Origin of the sequence: Yersinia sp. KBS0713 (assembly GCF_005937895.2) — a bacterium.
Lineage (GTDB): Bacteria > Pseudomonadota > Gammaproteobacteria > Enterobacterales > Enterobacteriaceae > Yersinia > Yersinia bercovieri.
The window spans coordinates 2,421,121-2,440,844 of sequence record NZ_CP042173.1 but is presented as its reverse complement, the minus strand read 5'-3'; the positions used below and the strand labels follow the sequence as shown (position 1 = coordinate 2,440,844).

Genomic DNA, 19,724 nt, shown 5'->3' with positions numbered 1-19,724 from the left:
GCGGATAATAACGAATTTTCAGCCGACTGGCGAATCTGACTGTTTGCCCAATGGAGTGACTGTGGCAACCTGTCATGCATCAATGAGACTCATCATTGCCCGCTTGGCGGTATACTTCACCACAGATTAATACGACATCTGGCCTTCTTTCATGGAGGCGTAGAGCGACGGCCATACATTCGTGGCGGGTTGTATAGATATCATCTGTCACAGGCAGAGCCTCGCAAGCATCCATCCCGCAGGTACTAACCAGTAAAACAAATCCTATGAGCATATATTCTCCTTATTTATAGGATTTATATGAGTATAGCGTGTTTATCGCAGAGATTGCCTTCTCGTTTGATATTGAAGAAATAGGCACTCTATTATTTGGTTAAATATCAATCAGGCTTGATTGCAGCTACGGCAGTTGCTTCCTAAAATAGTGATAAATTGGCATTATGTAGGTATGGATTAGGTTTTTAGGATAAACAATGAAACAGTTTCCTTTTGATAAACGTTATGAGATTGAAGATGCCAACGGCGTCATTGAGTTCTATATCGATGGTGATGAGTATATTCGTGGTCTGGATGGCGTGCCGGGCTACCGAATTGATGGTTATGAAGTATATGAACATAATGCAGCGGCAAAACTCGCTGGTTTCCTTGAAGGGAAGCATATAACAACACCAGATGCTGATATCCTGTTGACGATTTTAGATGATCAGCAACCTGAGGATTAATCTTCGTTATTCATGGGGTTTCGGTCGTGGAAAGTTGCGATACCAGAGTACGACGCAGCTTTCCAATGAAAATATCGCGCTATTCCTGGTGATGATTTTTTTACGGAAGCTGCTATTCAGTTAGCATAAAACCGATTAACGTAAATCTTCTTAGTGATGACCCGCCGGAGTCTCAATGAATCAGCAAACTATTACCTTGTACACTGATGCCAATTTTTTCAGCCCTTATGTGATGTCAGTATTTGTCTCACTGACAGAAAAAGCGCTCCCTTTTACATTAAGCGCGATTGACCTGTCCGCTGGGGAGAATTTGCAGGAAGGCTATACCCGGCTCTCTATAACACGCCGGGTGCCGACACTGGTTATTGACGATTTTCAGTTATCTGAATCTTCGGCAATATCAGAATATTTGGAGGAGCGTTTCCCTTCGCCAGATTATGCGCGAATTTATCCGCAAGATAGGCAAGAACGTGCTCGATCACGTGAAATACAAGCATGGTTACGGAGTGATTTTATCTCAATCCGAACTGAGCGCTCGACAGAGGTCGTTTTTGGCGGTTTAAGGTTGCCGCCTTTATCTGAGAGCGGTCAACAAGCAGTGAATAAGCTTATTTCAGGGTTAGAGCCTTTATTATCGGATGGCCGAAAATATCTATTCAATGAGTGGTGTATTGCAGATACCGATCTGGCATTGATGCTGAATCGTCTGGCCCTGAATGGTGACCCGTTGCCTGAGTATCTTCGTCAGTATGCGAGTTACCAGTGGCGGCGGCCATCAGTGCAGCAGTGGCAAGCATTGTCGCAGAAATAGAGCCGTATCGGCTTTGATGCCGCGGTTTATATGACATCAAGTCGAGTTGTGTCAGTGTGCCATCAAAGAGTACAGCAGTGATATAGATAATAAGGAGTGAATTCTATTGAATCTGCTTTTTTATCAAACTGTTAGCTTCAAATGAGAACAATTTAAGCAGCATATGAGCAGAGGGAGCGTAATTGTGCTACACTATGCGACCGATAATCAAGGATAAAACATGAAAAAAGTCTCAATCATTGCTCAGTGCTTAATAAACGCTAAGAGTTTCAGTGAGATGTCCGAAGCTGAATCCTCGATAAAGAAAGTTTTCAACGATAGTTACGCAGATCACTCTTTTGATGAATGGAATACTGACGTTTCTACTTTGAGCGCTAACCGTATTATCAGCCTGGTTGCCGGTGCTTCCAAGGTTCGGGTCAGAGGATTGATCCAAGAATTATGGAATCACTGATCTCAACCCAACGGTTTCCAATAACCTGCCTACCACTTCACTACGTCGAGCATGCCCGCCATGCTGCGTGGTGAATGTGTTCTCCCCGTCTCTTTCCATCTCCTGCTTGTCTCTTTCCGTGGTATTTCGTAAACCGGCGACTTCCAGTCATAAAAAACGGGCCCGGTACAGGTAATCTAAGTAAACGCTGACTACCCCACGGTTTATTGCCGTTGGTTAACGTAATCTAACGAGGTTGTACAACAGAGAGGCGATCATATGTCATTTTTTGATAGCGTTAAAAAGCTGGTGAGCAGTGCTAAAGTCAAAATTAAGTGCCCAGACTGCGACGCAACTTCTGAGCAGAGCTCAGAAAAAGTACAGAAAAATACGGCGCTGGTCTGCCCGAAGTGTGGCTGCCTATTTTTACCTAAAGACAAACATTAATGGCGATGAAATCAGCCAAAGATCATCGATGCCCACCGTAGCAGCATGAGTGCACCGCAGATACACAGTAGTACCACAAACATTTTCCAATGTTTTGTCTGTAAGCGTTTGGTCACCATAGAGTCCTTAGCTGGTTTCACTATTATTGTTTGGCAAGGCGCTGCGGGATCTGTTGGTCAGCCGCAACTGAGTTATAGTAGCGAAAAATTATGTTGATGCGAGCGTTAGTTGATGCCGATAAAGTGTAATATGCGTTGCATCAATGATATTACGAATAGGAATAATGAAACTATGGCTACAATCCCACAAAAATATGAAGATGCTGAGCGTTGGGCTTTCGGTGATACCGAGCAAGTTGCAGATGATTTATTGGCGTTAGTACTGAACGGCAGTAAAACAGCGACCTGCGCGGCATTAGATGAAGATGGTGTCCCGCAGGCGGGCGATCTGTTTGTGGTCGTTAATGGCCGTAATGAACCGGTATGTGCGGTGGAGCTGACCGAGGTTGAATTGAAAACCTTTGATCAGGTGGATGAAGCTCATGCTTTGGCTGAAGGTGAGGGCGATGGGACGCTGACTTATTGGCGTAAGACACAGCAGCGTTTTTTTGAGGAGTACGAGATGTTTTCCCCGGATATGATGCTGATTTGTATGCAGTTCAAAGTGCTGGAAAAGTTCTGATAGCTGCTTTTACTGATAATCATTGGCCTGCCAGTACTATCAAATGACCAGAGAAGATACCGCCACTCATATGTTTTAACTATGGGGTGACGGTTCTTCATATTGCAGTAATCAAGTTACCTTCATTACCCAGGCATCCTGGTTTTGGTCATAATGTTTTTTGTATAGCTGTCGGTCTTTACCATCTAGCGTTGCAGGAATACTGGTATGCTCATCCCACCCATCAAGCTGCATACACAAATCAGGATCCGATTTACAGGGGATACTGAGGGTATGTTCACCCTTCTCCAGTGGTGCAGATAACACTGCGTCATCCACTTCGAAATCTCTGATTTTCACCACAGTTTTTACCATAAAGACTCCTTTCCCATTCAGTGGTATGAGGTATGACCAGATTGGTCACCCTAATGAGAATAGCTGAGCTAAAAAAAAGCGCCAGAGGGTCGGGTTAAAAAATGTAGCATTTCATTAACAAGGGAGTTCGGCCAGATTAAATTGATTACGGCCATTCTTTTTGGAGTAGTAGAGCGCTTGATCTGCGGTTAGCATCAAGTCAGCCTGATCGGTAATTCCCGCATGTTGGTGGGCTTGATAGACCGTCACCCCGAGGCTAATGGTCACTTTCCTGAATTTGCTGTCACTGTGCTTAATGCCCATCGCGCGGATGGATTGTAAAATATGCTCGGCAACCAGACTGGCCCCCTCCTGATCGGTGTCAGGCAGAATCGCCGCAAACTCTTCTCCGCCATAGCGAGCGACGATATCGGTATTGCGTTTCAATGACTTACGTAATGTTCTGGCCACCAACCGCAGGCAGGCATCACCGGAGATATGACCATAGTAATCATTGAAGTTTTTAAAGTAATCGATATCAATCATTAAAATCGCTAATGGGGAGTCTGAACGCCTTGCCCGCATAAACTCATGGGCCAGCACTTTTTTGAACTCTCGGCGATTAGGTAATTTGGTGAGTGAATCTGTTCTGGCTTGAATCTCCAGACGGCGATTGGCCTTAATCAGCTTCAACTCCAGCAATTTTCGTTCATGGATATCTTCTGCCGTGCCGTACCAACACTGCACTTTGCCGTTATCATCAACACTAGGTACTGCGCGAATGCGCATCCAGTTCCAGCCTTTCTCCACATGACAGAAGCGAATCTCAACGTCCAGGGGATCTTGTGTTTGTAGGGAGTGCTCCCAACTTATCAATGTAGGGTGACGGTCATCCATATGAATGGTTCGCAGCCATTTGTCGGCCAGCGCTTCATCGCGGGTCAAGCCGGTTATCTTCTCAAAGCGAGAGCTGACATCGGTAATCATACCGTCAGGGGAGGCGGTCCAGGGAATTTGCGGGTTCAGTTCTACCATGTTGCGATAATGTTGCTTGCTGCTGCGCAGTTTTTCTTCCATCTCTTTCAACGGCGAAATATCGATCATGGCGACGGAAAGACCACTGACTTGACCACTGGGGTAGCGGGCGGCCTTGATCCGCATGAAAAATACCCGTTTCTTATCCAGCATCTGAAATTCAGCATCGGGGATGGTGTCATTGCAATAGGCTTTTAGCAGGGCGCTTTGCAGAATAGGGACAATACTGGGCAGGAAGTCGGCGACTTTGCCGCCATTTACCTCTATCGTGTTTTTACCCAATAATTCAGCAAGATAGTGATTTACCGTCAGGTAGCGCAGTGTGGTATCGATAAAGCAGAGGCCCGCAGGGGCATTGGAATAGATAGATTCCAGTTCAAATAAGCGTTGACCGGCGTCATAAGGCAAATTGCTCAGACAACGATCAATACCCCGGTAACCTTTGAATTCGCCGTTGTCGTCAAAGAGTGGGATACCACTGGTTTCCACCAGAACTTCGCTGCCATCTGCGCGAATATTGCGGTTCTGTAAACCGGCAAAAGGGATGCGGGCCGCCGCAATTTCAGCAAATATTTTGCCCACCCGACTCGCCTCCTCTTTTGGCATAAAATCGAATGGGGTTTTGCCGATGACTTCATGGGGAAGGCGACCCAGAAGCTCAATAGATTTCGCTGACGAAAACGTATAACGGCCGGCAGCATCAACTTCCCAGATCCAGTCTGAGTTATTTTCGATGATGTCCCGTAAGCTGTTCATTTCGTTTAACAGGCTAATGTCAGCTGAATTTTCCCGATTATCGTAATCAGTCATGATGCCCACTCCTGTTTAATCGCGGCTTTCCTTAGGTAGAGATCTGTCGGCTACTATTTAAGCCCGCAGATTGTATAACAGGGACAGATTTAGTACAGCTCAATCGGAATATTCTTATCTACAAATTATTTTTCCAGTTATCTTCATCAATAAAAATAGGGAAAAATAGTTGAATTCAACGCTAATCTATTGATAAGTATATTGAGTGATCAAATCAATACATGAGTACCAGGCTAACGTCATCTTGATAGTCACCGGGTGTGCGTTGTATTTGATTGGGGTTAATCACGGCACGAAATGGCACTTGCTGCTGAGTGCCGGTGCCGGCTCCCGTCTGCATTGAGCTTGCATTCCACAGGGTGGTGCCAGAAACCCCTTGATATAGCTGATATTGTAAATAATCAGGCGTGCTTGAGGTTGTCACCTGCTTCATTCGTTGCCAGTTATTTTGTGCGGTATTACCGGGAATGACATAGGTATTGAAGGTTGACCCTTTGGTGCAGGTGAGGGTAATTGTTTGGCTGATGGGGTTGAATTGGCCCACTAAGGCGAAGCCGCCGAAATTAACATCATTAGCAATGTTAATGGCGCAATTTTTGCTAACCACCAATGTTACCGTGATTGATGATACATCCGGCCCGGTGCCAGTGCCGGTCCAATAACCACCAATACAAGCCCCTAGCGCCGCGACTTTACAAATATTATAACTCCAGGCCAAATTGATCACATCGGTATAGGTACCGGCACTGATATTAACGTTGATTGCGCCATTGTTTCCGGTACGAATATAGATGGGCAGATTAGCAGTAATTCCTGTCAGGCCAACGACCAGAAGATTTGCGCTGCTATAATCCAATACGCCATTGATACCCAGGGCTGGGTTAAAAGATCCAGTGCGGTAAATAGAGTAGGGGATAAGATCTCCGGCGGCGTTTTTAAGATTCAAATTATTGCTGGTACTGGCTATTTTGGCGGAGAGTGAGTAAGAGGATAATAAGCTGACCCCAAGACCCGCACAGGCCATGGCGGTATTACCCTGAGCATTGACTACTGTGGTATTGGCGGCAACAGAAGAGCTGTCGGGTAAATTAACGGCCCCCGGTGCAAAGGTGCAGGAGTCCGCCCACGCAACAGGGGCGATAAGCGATGTCAGCAGTATCAGCAATGTGATAATGATCGATACACAGTGGGAGTGGTCAGTTCTGATATTGTTATTGATCATTTTGTCTCCTTGTTTGCGCTTATTTACACGTCACTGTGCCGATATCCTGTATTCCCGTATTGGCTTTCAAGGTGAATTGCACATAGCAATTCGCTCCGTTATCAGCGCGAGTTATTTTCAATCTGTTTTGTGAATTAACCTGCTCGATATAGGTAATTCCCTCCCAGCCGACATAACTGACGGGTTTAACATCCGTGGTATATACCGGGCTGCCTTTCGGTAAATCTGCACCCGATGCATCGGTAATATGCAGTGTCGCGGCAGTGATTTGTTGCATGGGGAAGTCGATTAAATAGCCACTACGTTCGCTAATCGCCAAACGACGTTCAACTTCTGGCATAGAGACGTCTGCGGGTAGGCTCATTGGGTCAATCTGGAATTTGGCCTGATAATAAGAGGTGACATTCGGAATTAATAAGTAGCCTTTGTCATTGGTTATCCCGATGCGCTGGTTTTCATAACTCACCGGAATTTGCCCAAAGCCATGGGTTGATACTAGGGCGAATGCGTCATTAATGGTATTACTGGCATAGATGCCATGGTTCATCATGACCAGCGAACCGCTAACCTCACCCCAGGCTCGATAATCACCTTCACCGCCATACACCCCAATTCGGCTCTCCATCGCGCGAGCTCGCCAGATCAAGTCCGCTTGTTGATAGCTGCTGTTTGCACCCGAACCATTGGCATAGGCCATATTCCAGCCAACCCCGCCGTCTGTGGGGGTAGCGCGGCTGTAGTTGACCCTTTGGCTCCAGCTGTTATTGGTATCACGGACACTACTGATGCTACCGGCTCCCCACTCACCGAGTGGCAAGCTAAAGACCATCTGTGCATTATAGCCTTGGCTGCCCAGTTCACGGTTTACCGAGAGATAGAAACTGGTATTGCCGAATAGAGTGGTGCTATAGCTCAGGTTAACTAACCGTGTTCGCTCCCCTAAGGCGTCACGGACATCAAAATAGCCAGTGCCGATCGAGCCATAGGCCCCCAGTCCTAGGCTGCCGGTGATTTGATCGGTACGACGACTGAGCCGGTATTCACTTTTATAATTTGCCAGGTCACCATAATTGGCGCTGCGTATAATGCGCTGGGCATTCAAACTGAAAGTTGAATTGCTATAGCTGTAGCCGACTGACTGCTGATGACCCTGTCCACCGTAACGGTTTGTCGTGGTGGATGGTGCATTATCAGTATTAAATTCAGTCGGCGCGATACCACTGCCAAACACATCATTACCCGTCTGACTGATGCTGTAGGAGCCGTTGAGCACACCGTAATTCCCGACACCTAAGCCAATGCCGCCGCCCGCGACATTGAGCTGTTTCGCGATATCTGTTCTGCCCTCCAACGTCATCCAGGTGGTGGCACCATAACGGACTACGGCGCTGGCGACCGGATCAGCATAGTCGTTCGAGCGAATACCGTAATTTTGCCGCAACATGCCACTGGAAATACTGAAATCCCATAAGCCGGGTTTTAATAGCTCGCTGGCGACATAGAATGGAATTGAGGTGCTGACTTGTCGCCCTAAGGCATCGGTGGTGACAATCGTGGCCTGGCCGGCACCATTGATTCTTGGCCCATTATCGATAACAAAAGGGCCGGGGTTAACGGTGGCAGATTGCGTCCTAAAGTTATCTATATAGAGGTCGACGGTGCTGGGAATCGCCGCTTGGCCGGCGAACTGCGGCAGTGGGTAAGTCACCAGATCTGGGCGGATAGCAAAATTGCGCGATAGTTGCAGCCCGCCAATGCGCACAGCACTGCTCCAGGCGAGGGCGCCGGTGATCAAATCTCCGGCGGTGTAGCTGAGCAAATAGCTCTCATCATTAAAGCGCCACTGGGTGTCGTAGCGGACATAGCCTTTATCGACGGTGATGTCATCGGTATCCGTCAAAGTCGAGCGGTAAACCCCGGTATTACTGAGCACGCCAAACTGATTAAATAGGCGTTGCTCCGTCCAGGCCGAGAGAGTGCTGGCTTGACCCTGGCTGCTTCCCTGACTGGCGTAGAGATCGTAGTTAAATAGCAAGCCGAGGCTACTTCTCGCTAAATTATAGTCATCGGTCAGTTTAGCCTTTACCTGCTGCTGAGGTAGCCATCCGCTGGGAATATCAATCAGTAGCTGCTGCTTATCACCCTGATATTTGACCTTCACTTTATCCATGCCATCAATAGCCACTTCAGCGGTGTTTGATTCGGCAAGGGGGAAGCCCACGGCTTTCAATTGTTCAGGCGTCAGATAGTAGCGCCCGTCGCGATACACGACAGGCACGGCTTCACCGAAGTTGCGGCCATTCACCACTAGCTCAAGATATAGCGTGGTGTCAGGCATCACTGCGGCAGATGGCGGCGGCGGCAAATCATCCCCCCTTACCGTTGGTGGCATTAATGCGGGGAATATCATTGAGCCATACATCAATGTCAAAAATGGCGATAGCCTAAATCTGATAGTCATCCCAAACCCTAAGGTATATACAGTTATTCCTATTTTTCAATGCATTAGTGGTGCATAAAGCAATGGCAGCCCTCTGCTCAGGGCCGCTATTGATGTGGAATAACAATAGGTTTGGTATTGCTATTCACCAATGCGGTTAACTGGCCCGCAGTGGCGGCTCCCGGCGCAGGAAAACGCATCTCATTGCCCGGTAGCACATAGCCCATCAACCCATTATTGATGCTCTTATTTTGTATGCTGACTTGAGAAATTCGAGCATGGGTTTGCCCCTGATTGCGAATCGCTAGCCACTGTTCACCTTGCTGTTTGACGAATGCGTGGCTGAGATTGAGCGGGAAAAATGTCACAGGGTTGCTGGCATCTTCAGGTTTCAAGCCGTCGCCATAGATAAATAGTGGGATGGAGTAGCGCATTTGAAATTTCAGCCCCATATTTAGCGACGGGCTGGGGGCGTCCTCATTGGGATCTTTGCGGGGGATCTCATCTACCAGTATGCGGAAGGCTTGCTCTTGACCCGCCGGGACCTGGGTGTTTTTAATCAGGCGAATCAGTTGGCGCTTTCCGGGTAAAATCGTCGCCACCGGTGGGCTGGCGATAATGGCCGATTGGCTGTGGTAATCGTCCTTGCCCGCCTTTTGCTGCCAGCTTAAGACGCGGATCTGTAAATAGACGGGTTGGCTATCTTTGTTCTCCAGCCATAACGCCGTGGCTTTTTCACTGCTGGCGATCACCGGATCAACTGGCCAGATCAGCACTGAAGAGGCGGCATACAGCGGGTTGCTGGCTAAAGCAGTGGCAAGTACGACCATTGATGAGAGCAATGTTAATTGGGTCATGGTGAACTCCTTGTCGGCATCGTGCCAGGAATAAAAAGTTAAGAAATAACAAACTAATAAGTGGCGGTGACTAAAACGGTATCGCTATAGGTTCCCGCCGTTGGCAGTGTGCTGCTGGCAAACAGTTGCGCATATAACATGATTTCGAGTGGTGAGCTGTTGCTGTTCACGGTAACCACTTTTGTCACGCCGCCGTTGCTGCCATTGCCCCAGATGATGCTGTGGGCGCTATCCTGAAATATCTGATAAAAAAGGTATTCGCCGGTGAGGCTATTTAGCAGCCGCCGGCCGGTTGAGATGCTGCCAGTGGTATTGACGCCGCTGTCGAGTGCCAGGGTGATGCTGGGGGTGCCGCTGCACTGAATGATTATCGAACCGGCATTCTGGCTGGAGACCACACTCACCGGGGCGGATAGCGAAGAGATATTGCCAAAGTTTAGGGTGCCAAAACTGCTACTATCGGCATTTCCGCTCCCCAGAATGCAGCCCGGTAGTATCGTGGCTTTTACCGAGAAGTTTTTGCTCAAAACCTCGCCATAACTGCTTGCCATTGATAGGCTGAATAGAGTGAGCGCGAGGAATTTCATCAGAGTAGGGTTGAAGCAGTGGTGTGCCATATCTCTTCCTCCCTACCAATTGACGGTGACTTGGATGGTATCGGTGTAAATGCCGACCGCAGGGGTGCTCTGTATGGGGATCAGCCCATAGACAATGAGGGTGACAGCTTGCCCGGTGGCCACTTGCGAAACCCCCACCGTGTTATTCCAAATCTGGCTATGGGCAGCGTCGGTATACAGGTTGTAATTCACATGCTGGCTGGCAGGCCCTCCGGTCAGATAACGGCTGTTGACGTTGCCGCTTTGTCCGGCACTGAGTAACACGGTGAATTGGGTACTTTTGCTACATTGGATCGAGATGGCACCACTGCCGACCTGCCCAGTCACGGCGATTTGGCTATTCAATATGCTGGCTGAGCCAAAATTCAGCGTCCCCCCCAGATTGGTGGGGTCGCCGGCGACGGTGCCGACAATACAGCTGGGCAGTAGGGTGGCGCTCACCGTGATATTGGCGGTTTTGGCGTAAGCCGGATAAGTTGGCAGTAATGCCAAACAGATAATCAGCCATAACAGTGCGGCTTTATCTTTATTGATCAGCACATTATCCGGCTGGGTGCCCAATGCCATCATCACTACCAAGTGACAGTCACGTTGGCGGTGTCGGTATAGACGCTGACACTGGGGGTCGCTTGAGCAGGGATCTCAGTGTAAATAGTGAGTGGAATGGCGGTACTGATGGAGGTTGCGGTGCCACTCAATGCCGCGCTACCTGAGCTGCCCCATGCGGCGCTGTATGCGTTATCCTTATACAAATTGTAGCTGACAAATTCCGATGTCCCGCCAGCTAAGCGGCGCTGTGTACTCAAGGCGTGTGCGCCATTATCAATCCCGATACTGTAGGCGGTGCCCGCACTGCAATATAAATTCAGTACACCCGAAGTGGTACTGCTATAGGCTCTGGTCAGGCGAGTATTTAGCGTTGGCACAGTGCTGAAGTCTACGATGCCTAAGTTACTCAGCCCTCCACCGCTGGTCCCGTCATTGATATAACAGCCCTGAATGATTTCTAATTTTATACCCAAGGTCCCGGTGACTGTCCCCGCACTGACCACTGACGGAACTGACTGGAATAAGAGCATCACACCTATAATAAGTAAGGGTTTCTTCATTGTTTCTTCCTTAATCATCTAATTTGCAGCCAGATACTCTAGAAGGGCGTTGGGCCAATAACGTGGCGCAACTGATATATGTGCACTAATCATTAAAAATTCTAGACATTTAATTAATAGCAGCAAGATTGGGAAAGTGTCTAAATTTAATCAAAAAATCGAGCATCCATCTTATTTTTATCATTTATTTTGTTCTTGACGGGTAGCGCGCAGTAAATTTATTCACTCCTATATTTAAGCTTAACTGATGTTTTCCTCGTAAATTCTGAATTTGAATCCATTCAGCATTGCAATGGATGTGAAAGTTTCTCTTATGTCACTAATGGTTATTGATTAGATCTGTTTTTTGATTTTTTTGCCGCGACCCATATTCCTGTCGCCCCTAATAGGGCGGCGACGGCGTAAGTGAGTTGCATACCATTGCTGATTGCGGCAGCCGTTGCCCACTGAATATCACGGGATGCGCTGGCAAAGGCGAAAATTGCCCCCATAACTGATGCGCCAGTCATCAAGCCAAGGTTGCGGGCCAGGTTCAACATCCCGGAAATTACGCCCCGCTGATCCGCCCCGACAGTGCTAATCATCACGGTATTATTCGCCGCCTGGAAGATGGCATAGCCCGCGGTCATCAGGCAGACCGGTGCGACATAACCCCACACGCCCGCCGCAGGCGATATTATCGTCAAGGCGATGGCCCCAAGGGTGAGCGCCGATAGCCCGACCATGACCATGGCTTTCGCCCCAAAGTGGTCCACCAGATAACCCGCTGGCACGCCGCACAATGCCGCAACCACTGGGCCGCCGGACATGGCTAACCCGACCCATTCAGCGGGTAGATTTAAGGCTTGTGAAAGATAGAATGGCCCCACCACTAGGGTCGCCATCATGATGGTGGTGACTAACGCGCTGGTGATAAGCCCGCCACGTAGCACGGGATGACGTAACATCGCGATCTGAATTAATGGATAGGCAGCTCTGTTTTCGGCCCAGCCAAAGAGTCCGACACCCACTACCGCCCCCACGAATAGCGCAAAATTGAGAACCGTGAATGTGCCGTGGCCCAGGGTCATGGAGAGGGCGTAGAGCGCTAATGTCAGGCCCAGTAGCAACATGCCGAGGGGATCAAAACCGGATTGGGGCTTTGGGGCTTGCGGTAAAGGGGCCACCGGCAGCGGCAAATAGCGGGATACCAGCAGCCACGCCAATAGCCCAAAAGGGATGGTTATCAGGAACATGGCGGGCCAGCCGAAGCCAGCAATTAACACGCCACCGAGTGATGGCCCAAGAGCTGTCCCGATGGCCGAGAGGGTGCCAAGCATCCCCATGGCGCGCCCGGTTTTCCCCTTACTGATGGTTTCGCCAACCAAGGCCAGGGTGAGTGTCATCATGGCGGCGGCCCCCAATCCCTGCAATACCCGGGCGGCAATTAGCAGCGGAATAGTGGGAGCCAGTGCGCAGCCCAGCGAGGCGAGGGTGAATAATCCAATCCCGGCTTTTAGCAGCAGGCGCTTATCGATGATATCGCCCATGCGACCAATGGTGATGGCTGAGGTGGTAATGGCCAGTAAATAGGCCAACACCACCCATTGTGCTTCCTGAAACGAGGCGTTGAAAGCCCGTGTTAAGGTGGGTAATCCGACATTGGCAATGCTGGTAGCCAATGAGGAGAGCAGCATTGGCAGCGACAGGCTGATGATGACGTTGCGGACTCTTATGTTATCGGCAATAGATATATCAACGCTGTTAGTATCATTTTTCATTTATAAGTTAACCCCTGAAAGAGCAGATCCACAGCCTATGCCATTCCCTAATGTGGCGGAAGACGCACTGATTGCAGGTTATTGATGCGTCTGACGCCATCTTATTGTGCTAGAGTGAATAGATGAAAAAAACCGATCTGAATTTATTAATCACCCTGAATGTGCTGCTGGCAGAAGGGAGTGTGGTGCGCGCAGCTCAGCGATTAGGGCTGAGTCCTTCGGCGATGAGTAGGGCGCTGGCACGATTGCGCAAGACGATGGGCGATCCCTTGTTGGTCAGGGCCGGACGGGCGTTAGTACCCACCCCCAGAGCGCTCGAACTGCGCGAACAGGTTAACCAATTGGTGCAGGATGCGACCTCGGTGCTACGCCCGGCACAGAGACTGGATCTCACTCAGTTGGCGCGCGTTTTTACACTGCGCAGCAGTGATGGGTTTGTTGAAAACTTCGGTGCGGCGCTGCTGGCACGGGTACGCCAGGAAGCACTCGGTGTACAGCTGCGTTTTATGCAAAAACTGAATAAAGAGAGCGCACTACTGCGCGATGGCATCGTGGATTTGGAAACGGGGGTGGTGAGCATGGAGGCCAGCCCTGAATTGCGCACGCGGGCACTATTTAACGACCGCTTTATTGGGGTGGTGCGGGCCGGGCACGTTTTGAGCGACGGGGCGGTTACCACCGCTCGCTACGTGGCGCAGGGGCACATTATGATCTCACGGCGTCAGGGCCATAAAGGGGCGATTGATAACGCGTTGCAACTGTTGGGGTTTGAAAGAGAGCTGGCGGCCTCGGTTGATGGTATATCCACGGCACTGGCATTGGCGAAAGATTCCGACTTGGTGGCGACGGTTCCCGAACGCCATAGCCTAAATTTACGCCGTGGGATGTTCAGTTTCCCGCTGCCGCTAACCTTACCTAGCATTACGGTATCAATGTTATGGCATCCACGTATGGATGCCGATCCGGCCCATCGCTGGTTACGTCAATGTGTGCAAGAGGTGTGCGGCATTGATTATCAGGGCAGCTCTTGCCAAACCGCCCTGATTGATCCTTAAAAGCGCGGGATTGCGGTGCCCCAGTTGCGCCAATCTTTCGGCTCCGCCGGGTTGAGCAAGAAGTGCTGGTTCACACTGGCTTTCGGTGCCAGTGGGGTGGTCGGTGGGGTGGCGAAAGCAATACCGCCGCGAATAAATTGCTGGAAAGTACCACTTTTCACCACCCCGCCAGTCAGGCCGAATTCAAGGTTGTAACCGGATGCCAGCCAGAAGACACTGTTTTGCCGCACCAACTGCTGGAACTTCTGGCTAATGCGCAGCGAAACTTGCACGCGATCAGACATTGCCCCCAAATTGAAGCCAGTGACGGTGCCCACTTCCAGCCCACGGAATAGCACCGGTGTTCCTACCTGTAGAGAGCCAGCTTCTGCGGTATCGAGAATAATGCTGAGGCCATCAAGGTAACGAGAGTCGGTGATGCTGGCAGTTTGCAGCTCAAAAATCCGTAGCGTATCGCCTTTGCCCGGTTCGACATTAATGTAAGGTTGGAACAGAGTATCGAGATTATTGACCCCGGCGGCAGAGATCTCCGGCGACACAATGGCGAAGCGGCTCCCCCCTCGGGCAAAGTTCTGCACATATTCCGGGTAGAGCACCGCCTTAGCCAGAACCTCATTGCGCTCGGGGATCAGCTTGAGCGATTCAACCTGACCAATATTGATGCCCAGATAGCGGATTGGCATACCCGGCGCCAATTTACTGGCATCAAAAGTGCGCAATGTAATCTGGCTGCCGACCGCCCGTGCGGCGGTTTCGTTGCTATAGAGGGTGCGTTTAGCGCCTTTGTCCAGCGTGACCCCCTCCAGATTATCGAAGCTGATAGCCCCTTTTAACGCGCGGCTGAGAGGTGCCGCCTGCACGGTTAAACCACTGCCGTTCAACTGCACTTTTGCCCCCCCTTCAGCCCAGAAGATACTCTTATCGGTGAGTAGCTTGCGATACTCTGGCTGAATATAAACATCCACCTCGAACTCATTGGTTTTCGGCCTGATAGCGGTAATTTCCCCCACCTGAAATTTGCGATACAGCACCACGGAGCCGGTTTGCACATCTGGCAAACTGGTGGCGGTTAAGGTTAGCGTGGTGGCGGGGCTATTACCCAAAATACCCTCGCTGGCCTTGGCGACACTGCTATAGAGCGGATACTTATTCAGCGGATCACCTTTACCGCCCGGCAGTATCAGAATGCCGCCATCAATCCACTCCTGCGCACTGGCACCTTGGATGTTAATACCATCAATACCGAGCTGCACATTAAGGCGGCTGTTAACCACAAATTTACTGTCTTTATGCACCAGGTCGCGGTATTTCGCTTCAATTGCCGCCGTGAAGTTCACCCCAGTGGCGGATAATTCGCGGGTTATAACTTGACCGATTTTAATGCCATGCAGCGAAATCGGCTGACCGACATCAATGCCATAACTCTGCGGCGCGGTTAATTGCAGCTCCAGCACATTGGGTTGCTGTAATAGGCTTTTGCTGCTGGGCAACACGGTAAAGTGTTTTTGTGGCTCGCCTTCACCGGGGATAAGCTCCAGAGTATTGCCGGTCAACAGCTCACTTAATTTGGTATCACTGAGAGTAATGCGCGGGCTATTCATCTCAATGCGGCTACCCGTGCGCATCAAATCCACCACAGAGGGATCGATGGTCAGCTCACCGGTCACTTTGCTGTCCGGCTGGAGGGTCATTTTGGTCAGAGTGCCCACTTGTAAACCCTGATAGATCAGCGGTGTTCGCCCGGCACTTAAGCTATTGCCGTTGGGCAGATCAAGGGTGATTGCCACGCCGCGTTGGCTATGTGCTAAATCAGGGTAAAGCTGGAACGGTTGATCCGGTTTAGCATGTTGGCTGTTTGGTGGCGAGTCAAAGGCTATGGCGCCATTCACCAGTGCCGCCAGACTCTCCATCTGCACCGATGCACCACTTAGGCTGAAATCACCTTTAAAACCAGAGACATTCCAGAAGCGGGTATCATTTTTGACCAGTTTGGCGAAGCGGCGATCAATCAGCACATCAATAACCACGCCGTTATTATCAGGCGCGATGTTGTAATCGTACACTTTACCCACCGGAATTTTACGGTAGTAGACCAGCGAACCATTATTCAGTGACCCCAAATCAGGGGCATGAAGGTGAATCATTAACTCGCCAGTATTTAGGCGAAACTTGGGTTGGGTATCCAGTGCGGTAAAGTGGCTCTGCGGTTTACCTTCTCCTGGCATCATGCCGATATAGTTGCCGCCCACCAGGGCATCTAAGCCCGAAACCCCGGCTAAAGAGGCTTTCGGTGTCACCAGCCAGAACTGGGTGCCCTCCCGCAGTGAGTCCTCCATATCGTTTTTGATACTGGCAGTCACTTTAATATTGCGCAGGTCATCATCAAGACTGATGGATTGCACCATCCCAACCTCCACCCCCTGATAGCGAATCGGCGTGCGCCCCGCCACAATCCCGGCGGCAGACTGGAAATCGATGGTGACTTCGGTGCCGCGCTCTTGCCAGTTGTTATAGACCAGCCAACCGGCAATCAGCAGGGCAATAAAAGGTAGCAACCAGAACGGCGAAATCCGGCGCTTATGCTTAATTTGTGCCTCAGTCGGTGTACTCGGCGTTTCCTGTTGCATGTGCATCCCAAATCAATCGGCTATCTAGCCACTCGACAGCAAGAATAGTCAAAATGACCGCAGTCCCAAAATAGAAAGCTGCTGGCCCCATAGTGAAGGAGAGGAGCTGATCACGATTAATCAGCGACATCATTAACGCAATAACAAAGAGATCTAGCATTGACCAGCGGCCAATCCAGGTAATTAGCCGCAGCAAGCGCATACGGGTTTTCAAGCTGTGCTCTGTCTTGAAATGAATGCTTAGCAGCAATGTTATCAGGACAATGACTTTGGTAAAGGGCACCAGCACGCTGGCGATAAACACCACGGCGGCAATGGGCATGTTACCCGATGAGGCCAGAGAAACCACGCCCGAGAAGATAGTATCCTCCATGCGAGTGCCGTTGGCATAAACGATGGATATAGGGAGTAGGTTAGCAGGCAACAGTAATACTATCGAGGCGATGAGCGCCGCCCAGGTTTTTTGGATACTGTGACGGCGGCGGTGGCGCAACGGCGTATGGCAACGCGGGCAGCGCCCACGGGCATCAGGATGACCCGTGTAGTGGCATGACAAGCAGACACGTAGTGTTTCCCGCGGGCCAGGGGGCTGTTGCTGCGGATAAAACCGCTCCCATAACTGCTCCAAATTCAGGTGTACGAGAGTCAGGATCGTCAGTAAGGTCAGGGCCAGATAGGCTATCAGTCCGCCACCGGGCATGATATCAGCGTACTCTTTGACCTTAATGCAGGCCACTACCATACCAATCAGGTAGATATCCAGCATCACCCACTCTTTTAACCGCTCCAACATCAGCAATATTGGGCGCAGGTTCATGCCAATCCGGCTGCCGATACGCAGATAAAGAATCGACACCGTGAGGGTAATGGGCGCACCGAGAATACAAAAAGCCACCATGCTGGCGGTGATGGGGTGACCCTGACGGCTCATCTGCCAGATACCCTCCAGCAAGCTGGCGTCAATCCGGGTGCCGAGCAGGCGAATGGTGATTAGGGGTTCGGTGAAGGCAAAAGGCATCAGCAATAGCATAGCGACCGCGATGGCGGTCAGGCGGGTCAGTGACCAATCGCGGCCACTGGCAATTTTGGCACTGCAACGTGGGCAATAGGCGGTTTGCCTGCCATTGAGTGGTGGCAAGGTAAACAGAGCATCACACTGACAGCAGCGCTGAGCCCGTGCGGTGGAGAGTGGCCGTTGAATGGCATGTACCTTCATATATAAAACCCTGACACCGACACCGGCTTATAAAGAATAGCGCGGATGTTAGCAGAGCAAGGGGGCAAAACAAGGAGCAAAAAGGGCCAAATCATCAATGTTGATAACTCATTTGCTTTGTTACAGTTGAATAACCTTGTGGCAAAGGGCATTTAATGATTATTTTATATAAGCCAAGCATAATAATTTCCGCTGGCTATTCTTGGGTTTCTAACGGTTATTAAATGAAAAAAGCAGAATTCTACGCGGAATTAAAACGTGACATGAGTTCCCTGATTGCAGGTGAAAACCACTTTATTGCTACCCTGGCTAACGTCAGCGCTTTACTTTATGAGCGCCTGGATGGTTTGAATTGGGCTGGATTTTACTTGATCGATGGCAAACAATTAGTGCTTGGGCCTTTTCAGGGGAAGATCGCCTGTGTGCGTATTCCTGTCGGGAAGGGGGTGTGTGGCACGGCGGTGACAGAAAATCGCGTTCAGCGGGTCGCTGATGTGCATGCATTCCCAGGTCATATTGCTTGTGATGCGGCAAGTAATGCTGAAATTGTGCTGCCAATCACTGTTAAGGGTGAAGTTATCGGCGTTTTAGATATCGACAGCATTGTTTATGATCGCTTTGATGAAGACGACGAATTGGGCTTAACCTCAGTTGTGGCACGGCTTTGCGAGCATCTTGAGCTTTGTGACAGTGCGAAATATGTCACACAGAGTGCAAGTTGATACACGTATAACGTGGCAATTGCTGATGGCGTCATTATAATGACGCCTGTTCATGCCTGCGCTGGTTGGCAAACCCGTTGTAATCAGGAAATTTCATGGAAAATCAACCTAAGTTGAACAGTAGTAAAGAAGTCATAGCCTTTTTGGCTGAGCGGTTCCCGCTTTGCTTCACCGCCGAAGGCGAAGCACGTCCACTGAAGATCGGTATTTTTCAAGATCTGGTCGAACGTGTTCAGGGGGAAGAGAATTTAAGCAAAACGCAATTGCGTTCTGCGCTGCGTCTCTACACCTCAAGCTGGCGTTATCTTTATGGGGTCAAAGTCGGTGCTGAACGTGTTGATCTAGACGGCAACCCTTGTGGGGTGCTGGAAGAGCAACATGTCGAACATGCCCGCAAACAGCTGGAAGAGGCGAAAGCCCGTGTTCAGGCACAACGTGCTGAACAACAAGCTAAAAAGCGCGAAGCTGCCATTGCTGCGGGTGAAACCCCAGAGCCACGTCGCCCACGTCCGGCAGGTAAAAAACCTGCGCCGCGTCGTGAAGCGGGTGCTGCTGTGGAGAACCGTAAGCCTCGTCAGTCACCTCGCCCACCACAGGCTCGGCCACCTCGTCCACAGGCCGAGGAGAACCAGCCACGCCCTGTGCCGGTCACAGATATCTCTAAACTGCAAATTGGTCAAGAAATCAAAGTCAGAGCAGGTAAGAGCGCGATGGACGCAACCGTATTAGAAATCGCTAAAGATGGCGTACGGGTGCAGCTATCTTCCGGTCTGGCGATGATTGTGCGCGCAGAACACTTGCAGTTCTGATACGGAGGCCAACCTAGG

The 19,724-nt window shown here is 50.1% G+C and carries 21 protein-coding genes; 8 read left to right on the top strand and 13 right to left on the bottom strand.

What is annotated here, in order from left to right:
• Positions 1–79: 79 nt before the first annotated feature.
• Positions 80–274, bottom strand: coding sequence for a hypothetical protein (locus tag FFE93_RS11435; RefSeq protein WP_032897026.1), 195 nt, complete (start codon positions 272–274; stop codon positions 80–82).
• A 199-nt stretch (positions 275–473) separates the two neighbouring features.
• Between FFE93_RS11435 and FFE93_RS11430 the strand changes: the two genes are divergently transcribed.
• The 4 genes from FFE93_RS11430 to FFE93_RS21635 all read left to right on the top strand — a co-directional run bounded on the left by FFE93_RS11430 (position 474) and on the right by FFE93_RS21635 (position 2,413).
• Positions 474–722 (top strand): hypothetical protein, encoded by a 249-nt coding sequence (locus FFE93_RS11430; protein ID WP_005272443.1) that lies wholly within the window; start codon positions 474–476, stop codon positions 720–722.
• A 175-nt stretch (positions 723–897) separates the two neighbouring features.
• A complete protein-coding gene (yfcF, locus tag FFE93_RS11425) occupies positions 898–1,533 on the top strand; it encodes a glutathione transferase (protein ID WP_138775141.1) in 636 nt (211 codons plus the stop codon).
• 220 nt (positions 1,534–1,753) lie between these two features.
• Positions 1,754–1,987 carry a hypothetical protein gene (locus tag FFE93_RS11420; RefSeq protein ID WP_005272441.1) on the top strand — a complete coding sequence of 78 codons (234 nt, stop codon included), beginning with the start codon at positions 1,754–1,756 and terminating at the stop codon, positions 1,985–1,987.
• A gap of 258 nt (positions 1,988–2,245) precedes the next feature.
• Positions 2,246–2,413 carry a YnfU family zinc-binding protein gene (locus FFE93_RS21635; RefSeq protein ID WP_005272439.1) on the top strand — a complete coding sequence of 56 codons (168 nt, stop codon included), beginning with the start codon at positions 2,246–2,248 and terminating at the stop codon, positions 2,411–2,413.
• 11 nt (positions 2,414–2,424) lie between these two features.
• Here FFE93_RS21635 and yniD read toward each other — a convergent pair whose 3' ends face one another.
• The gene (gene yniD, locus FFE93_RS21740; RefSeq protein WP_086018772.1) at positions 2,425–2,532 is read right to left on the bottom strand and encodes a small membrane protein YniD; all 108 of its coding nucleotides are present in this window, start codon (positions 2,530–2,532) and stop codon (positions 2,425–2,427) included.
• Between the two features lie 172 nt (positions 2,533–2,704).
• Between yniD and FFE93_RS11415 the strand changes: the two genes are divergently transcribed.
• Complete coding sequence (locus FFE93_RS11415; RefSeq protein WP_005272437.1) at positions 2,705–3,094, top strand: ASCH domain-containing protein; 390 nt, start codon at positions 2,705–2,707, stop codon at positions 3,092–3,094.
• Positions 3,095–3,205: 111 nt separating this feature from the next.
• Here FFE93_RS11415 and FFE93_RS11410 read toward each other — a convergent pair whose 3' ends face one another.
• The 9 genes from FFE93_RS11410 to FFE93_RS11370 all read right to left on the bottom strand — a co-directional run bounded on the left by FFE93_RS11410 (position 3,206) and on the right by FFE93_RS11370 (position 13,277).
• Positions 3,206–3,448 carry a DUF1480 family protein gene (locus FFE93_RS11410; protein ID WP_005272435.1) on the bottom strand — a complete coding sequence of 81 codons (243 nt, stop codon included), beginning with the start codon at positions 3,446–3,448 and terminating at the stop codon, positions 3,206–3,208.
• Between the two features lie 114 nt (positions 3,449–3,562).
• The gene (locus tag FFE93_RS11405; RefSeq protein ID WP_032897025.1) at positions 3,563–5,272 is read right to left on the bottom strand and encodes a diguanylate cyclase; all 1,710 of its coding nucleotides are present in this window, start codon (positions 5,270–5,272) and stop codon (positions 3,563–3,565) included.
• 214 nt (positions 5,273–5,486) lie between these two features.
• Positions 5,487–6,494 (bottom strand): spore coat U domain-containing protein, encoded by a 1,008-nt coding sequence (locus tag FFE93_RS11400; protein WP_138775140.1) that lies wholly within the window; start codon positions 6,492–6,494, stop codon positions 5,487–5,489.
• 19 nt (positions 6,495–6,513) lie between these two features.
• Positions 6,514–8,955, bottom strand: a complete 2,442-nt coding sequence (locus FFE93_RS11395; protein ID WP_138775139.1) for a fimbria/pilus outer membrane usher protein — start codon at positions 8,953–8,955, stop codon at positions 6,514–6,516.
• An 86-nt stretch (positions 8,956–9,041) separates the two neighbouring features.
• A complete protein-coding gene (locus tag FFE93_RS11390; protein ID WP_049602854.1) occupies positions 9,042–9,791 on the bottom strand; it encodes a molecular chaperone in 750 nt (249 codons plus the stop codon).
• A 53-nt stretch (positions 9,792–9,844) separates the two neighbouring features.
• Complete coding sequence (locus FFE93_RS11385) at positions 9,845–10,408, bottom strand: spore coat U domain-containing protein (protein WP_032897021.1); 564 nt, start codon at positions 10,406–10,408, stop codon at positions 9,845–9,847.
• 12 nt (positions 10,409–10,420) lie between these two features.
• The gene (locus tag FFE93_RS11380; protein WP_032897057.1) at positions 10,421–10,975 is read right to left on the bottom strand and encodes a spore coat U domain-containing protein; all 555 of its coding nucleotides are present in this window, start codon (positions 10,973–10,975) and stop codon (positions 10,421–10,423) included.
• A 5-nt stretch (positions 10,976–10,980) separates the two neighbouring features.
• Positions 10,981–11,517, bottom strand: coding sequence for a spore coat U domain-containing protein (locus tag FFE93_RS11375; protein WP_032897020.1), 537 nt, complete (start codon positions 11,515–11,517; stop codon positions 10,981–10,983).
• Positions 11,518–11,843: 326 nt separating this feature from the next.
• Positions 11,844–13,277 carry an MFS transporter gene (locus tag FFE93_RS11370; protein ID WP_138775138.1) on the bottom strand — a complete coding sequence of 478 codons (1,434 nt, stop codon included), beginning with the start codon at positions 13,275–13,277 and terminating at the stop codon, positions 11,844–11,846.
• Between the two features lie 122 nt (positions 13,278–13,399).
• Here FFE93_RS11370 and FFE93_RS11365 point away from each other — a divergent pair, with 122 nt between their 5' ends.
• The gene (locus FFE93_RS11365) at positions 13,400–14,332 is read left to right on the top strand and encodes a LysR family transcriptional regulator (protein ID WP_049602852.1); all 933 of its coding nucleotides are present in this window, start codon (positions 13,400–13,402) and stop codon (positions 14,330–14,332) included.
• On the opposite strand, the gene FFE93_RS11360 is transcribed toward FFE93_RS11365, so the two are convergent.
• Positions 14,329–16,959, bottom strand: coding sequence for a PqiB family protein (locus FFE93_RS11360; protein ID WP_138775137.1), 2,631 nt, complete (start codon positions 16,957–16,959; stop codon positions 14,329–14,331). The genes FFE93_RS11365 and FFE93_RS11360 overlap by 4 nt on opposite strands.
• Positions 16,928–18,175: a membrane integrity lipid transport subunit YebS gene (gene yebS / locus FFE93_RS11355; protein ID WP_005272409.1), complete on the bottom strand. Its 1,248-nt coding sequence runs from the start codon at positions 18,173–18,175 to the stop codon at positions 16,928–16,930. Before yebS ends, FFE93_RS11360 begins: the two co-directional genes overlap by 32 nt.
• Positions 18,176–18,399: 224 nt before the next feature.
• On the opposite strand from yebS, the gene FFE93_RS11350 reads away from it, so the two are divergent.
• Both FFE93_RS11350 and proQ read left to right on the top strand, forming a co-directional pair.
• Positions 18,400–18,897: a GAF domain-containing protein gene (locus FFE93_RS11350; RefSeq protein WP_138775136.1), complete on the top strand. Its 498-nt coding sequence runs from the start codon at positions 18,400–18,402 to the stop codon at positions 18,895–18,897.
• A gap of 95 nt (positions 18,898–18,992) precedes the next feature.
• Positions 18,993–19,706, top strand: a complete 714-nt coding sequence (proQ, locus tag FFE93_RS11345) for an RNA chaperone ProQ (protein WP_005272404.1) — start codon at positions 18,993–18,995, stop codon at positions 19,704–19,706.
• Positions 19,707–19,724: the final 18 nt, after the last annotated feature.

What these genes read in the sequence shown, in the direction of transcription:
- FFE93_RS11435 (WP_032897026.1), bottom strand. Translation starts at nt 274, where the DNA reads ATGCTCATAGGATTTGTTTTACTGGTTAGTACCTGCGGGATGGATGCT.
- FFE93_RS11430 (WP_005272443.1), top strand. Translation starts at nt 474, where the DNA reads ATGAAACAGTTTCCTTTTGATAAACGTTATGAGATTGAAGATGCCAAC.
- yfcF (WP_138775141.1), top strand. Translation starts at nt 898, where the DNA reads ATGAATCAGCAAACTATTACCTTGTACACTGATGCCAATTTTTTCAGC.
- FFE93_RS11420 (WP_005272441.1), top strand. Translation starts at nt 1,754, where the DNA reads ATGAAAAAAGTCTCAATCATTGCTCAGTGCTTAATAAACGCTAAGAGT.
- FFE93_RS21635 (WP_005272439.1), top strand. Translation starts at nt 2,246, where the DNA reads ATGTCATTTTTTGATAGCGTTAAAAAGCTGGTGAGCAGTGCTAAAGTC.
- yniD (WP_086018772.1), bottom strand. Translation starts at nt 2,532, where the DNA reads ATGGTGACCAAACGCTTACAGACAAAACATTGGAAAATGTTTGTGGTA.
- FFE93_RS11415 (WP_005272437.1), top strand. Translation starts at nt 2,705, where the DNA reads ATGGCTACAATCCCACAAAAATATGAAGATGCTGAGCGTTGGGCTTTC.
- FFE93_RS11410 (WP_005272435.1), bottom strand. Translation starts at nt 3,448, where the DNA reads ATGGTAAAAACTGTGGTGAAAATCAGAGATTTCGAAGTGGATGACGCA.
- FFE93_RS11405 (WP_032897025.1), bottom strand. Translation starts at nt 5,272, where the DNA reads ATGACTGATTACGATAATCGGGAAAATTCAGCTGACATTAGCCTGTTA.
- FFE93_RS11400 (WP_138775140.1), bottom strand. Translation starts at nt 6,494, where the DNA reads ATGATCAATAACAATATCAGAACTGACCACTCCCACTGTGTATCGATC.
- FFE93_RS11395 (WP_138775139.1), bottom strand. Translation starts at nt 8,955, where the DNA reads ATGACTATCAGATTTAGGCTATCGCCATTTTTGACATTGATGTATGGC.
- FFE93_RS11390 (WP_049602854.1), bottom strand. Translation starts at nt 9,791, where the DNA reads ATGACCCAATTAACATTGCTCTCATCAATGGTCGTACTTGCCACTGCT.
- FFE93_RS11385 (WP_032897021.1), bottom strand. Translation starts at nt 10,408, where the DNA reads ATGGCACACCACTGCTTCAACCCTACTCTGATGAAATTCCTCGCGCTC.
- FFE93_RS11380 (WP_032897057.1), bottom strand. Translation starts at nt 10,975, where the DNA reads ATGGCATTGGGCACCCAGCCGGATAATGTGCTGATCAATAAAGATAAA.
- FFE93_RS11375 (WP_032897020.1), bottom strand. Translation starts at nt 11,517, where the DNA reads ATGAAGAAACCCTTACTTATTATAGGTGTGATGCTCTTATTCCAGTCA.
- FFE93_RS11370 (WP_138775138.1), bottom strand. Translation starts at nt 13,277, where the DNA reads ATGAAAAATGATACTAACAGCGTTGATATATCTATTGCCGATAACATA.
- FFE93_RS11365 (WP_049602852.1), top strand. Translation starts at nt 13,400, where the DNA reads ATGAAAAAAACCGATCTGAATTTATTAATCACCCTGAATGTGCTGCTG.
- FFE93_RS11360 (WP_138775137.1), bottom strand. Translation starts at nt 16,959, where the DNA reads ATGCAACAGGAAACGCCGAGTACACCGACTGAGGCACAAATTAAGCAT.
- yebS (WP_005272409.1), bottom strand. Translation starts at nt 18,175, where the DNA reads ATGAAGGTACATGCCATTCAACGGCCACTCTCCACCGCACGGGCTCAG.
- FFE93_RS11350 (WP_138775136.1), top strand. Translation starts at nt 18,400, where the DNA reads ATGAAAAAAGCAGAATTCTACGCGGAATTAAAACGTGACATGAGTTCC.
- proQ (WP_005272404.1), top strand. Translation starts at nt 18,993, where the DNA reads ATGGAAAATCAACCTAAGTTGAACAGTAGTAAAGAAGTCATAGCCTTT.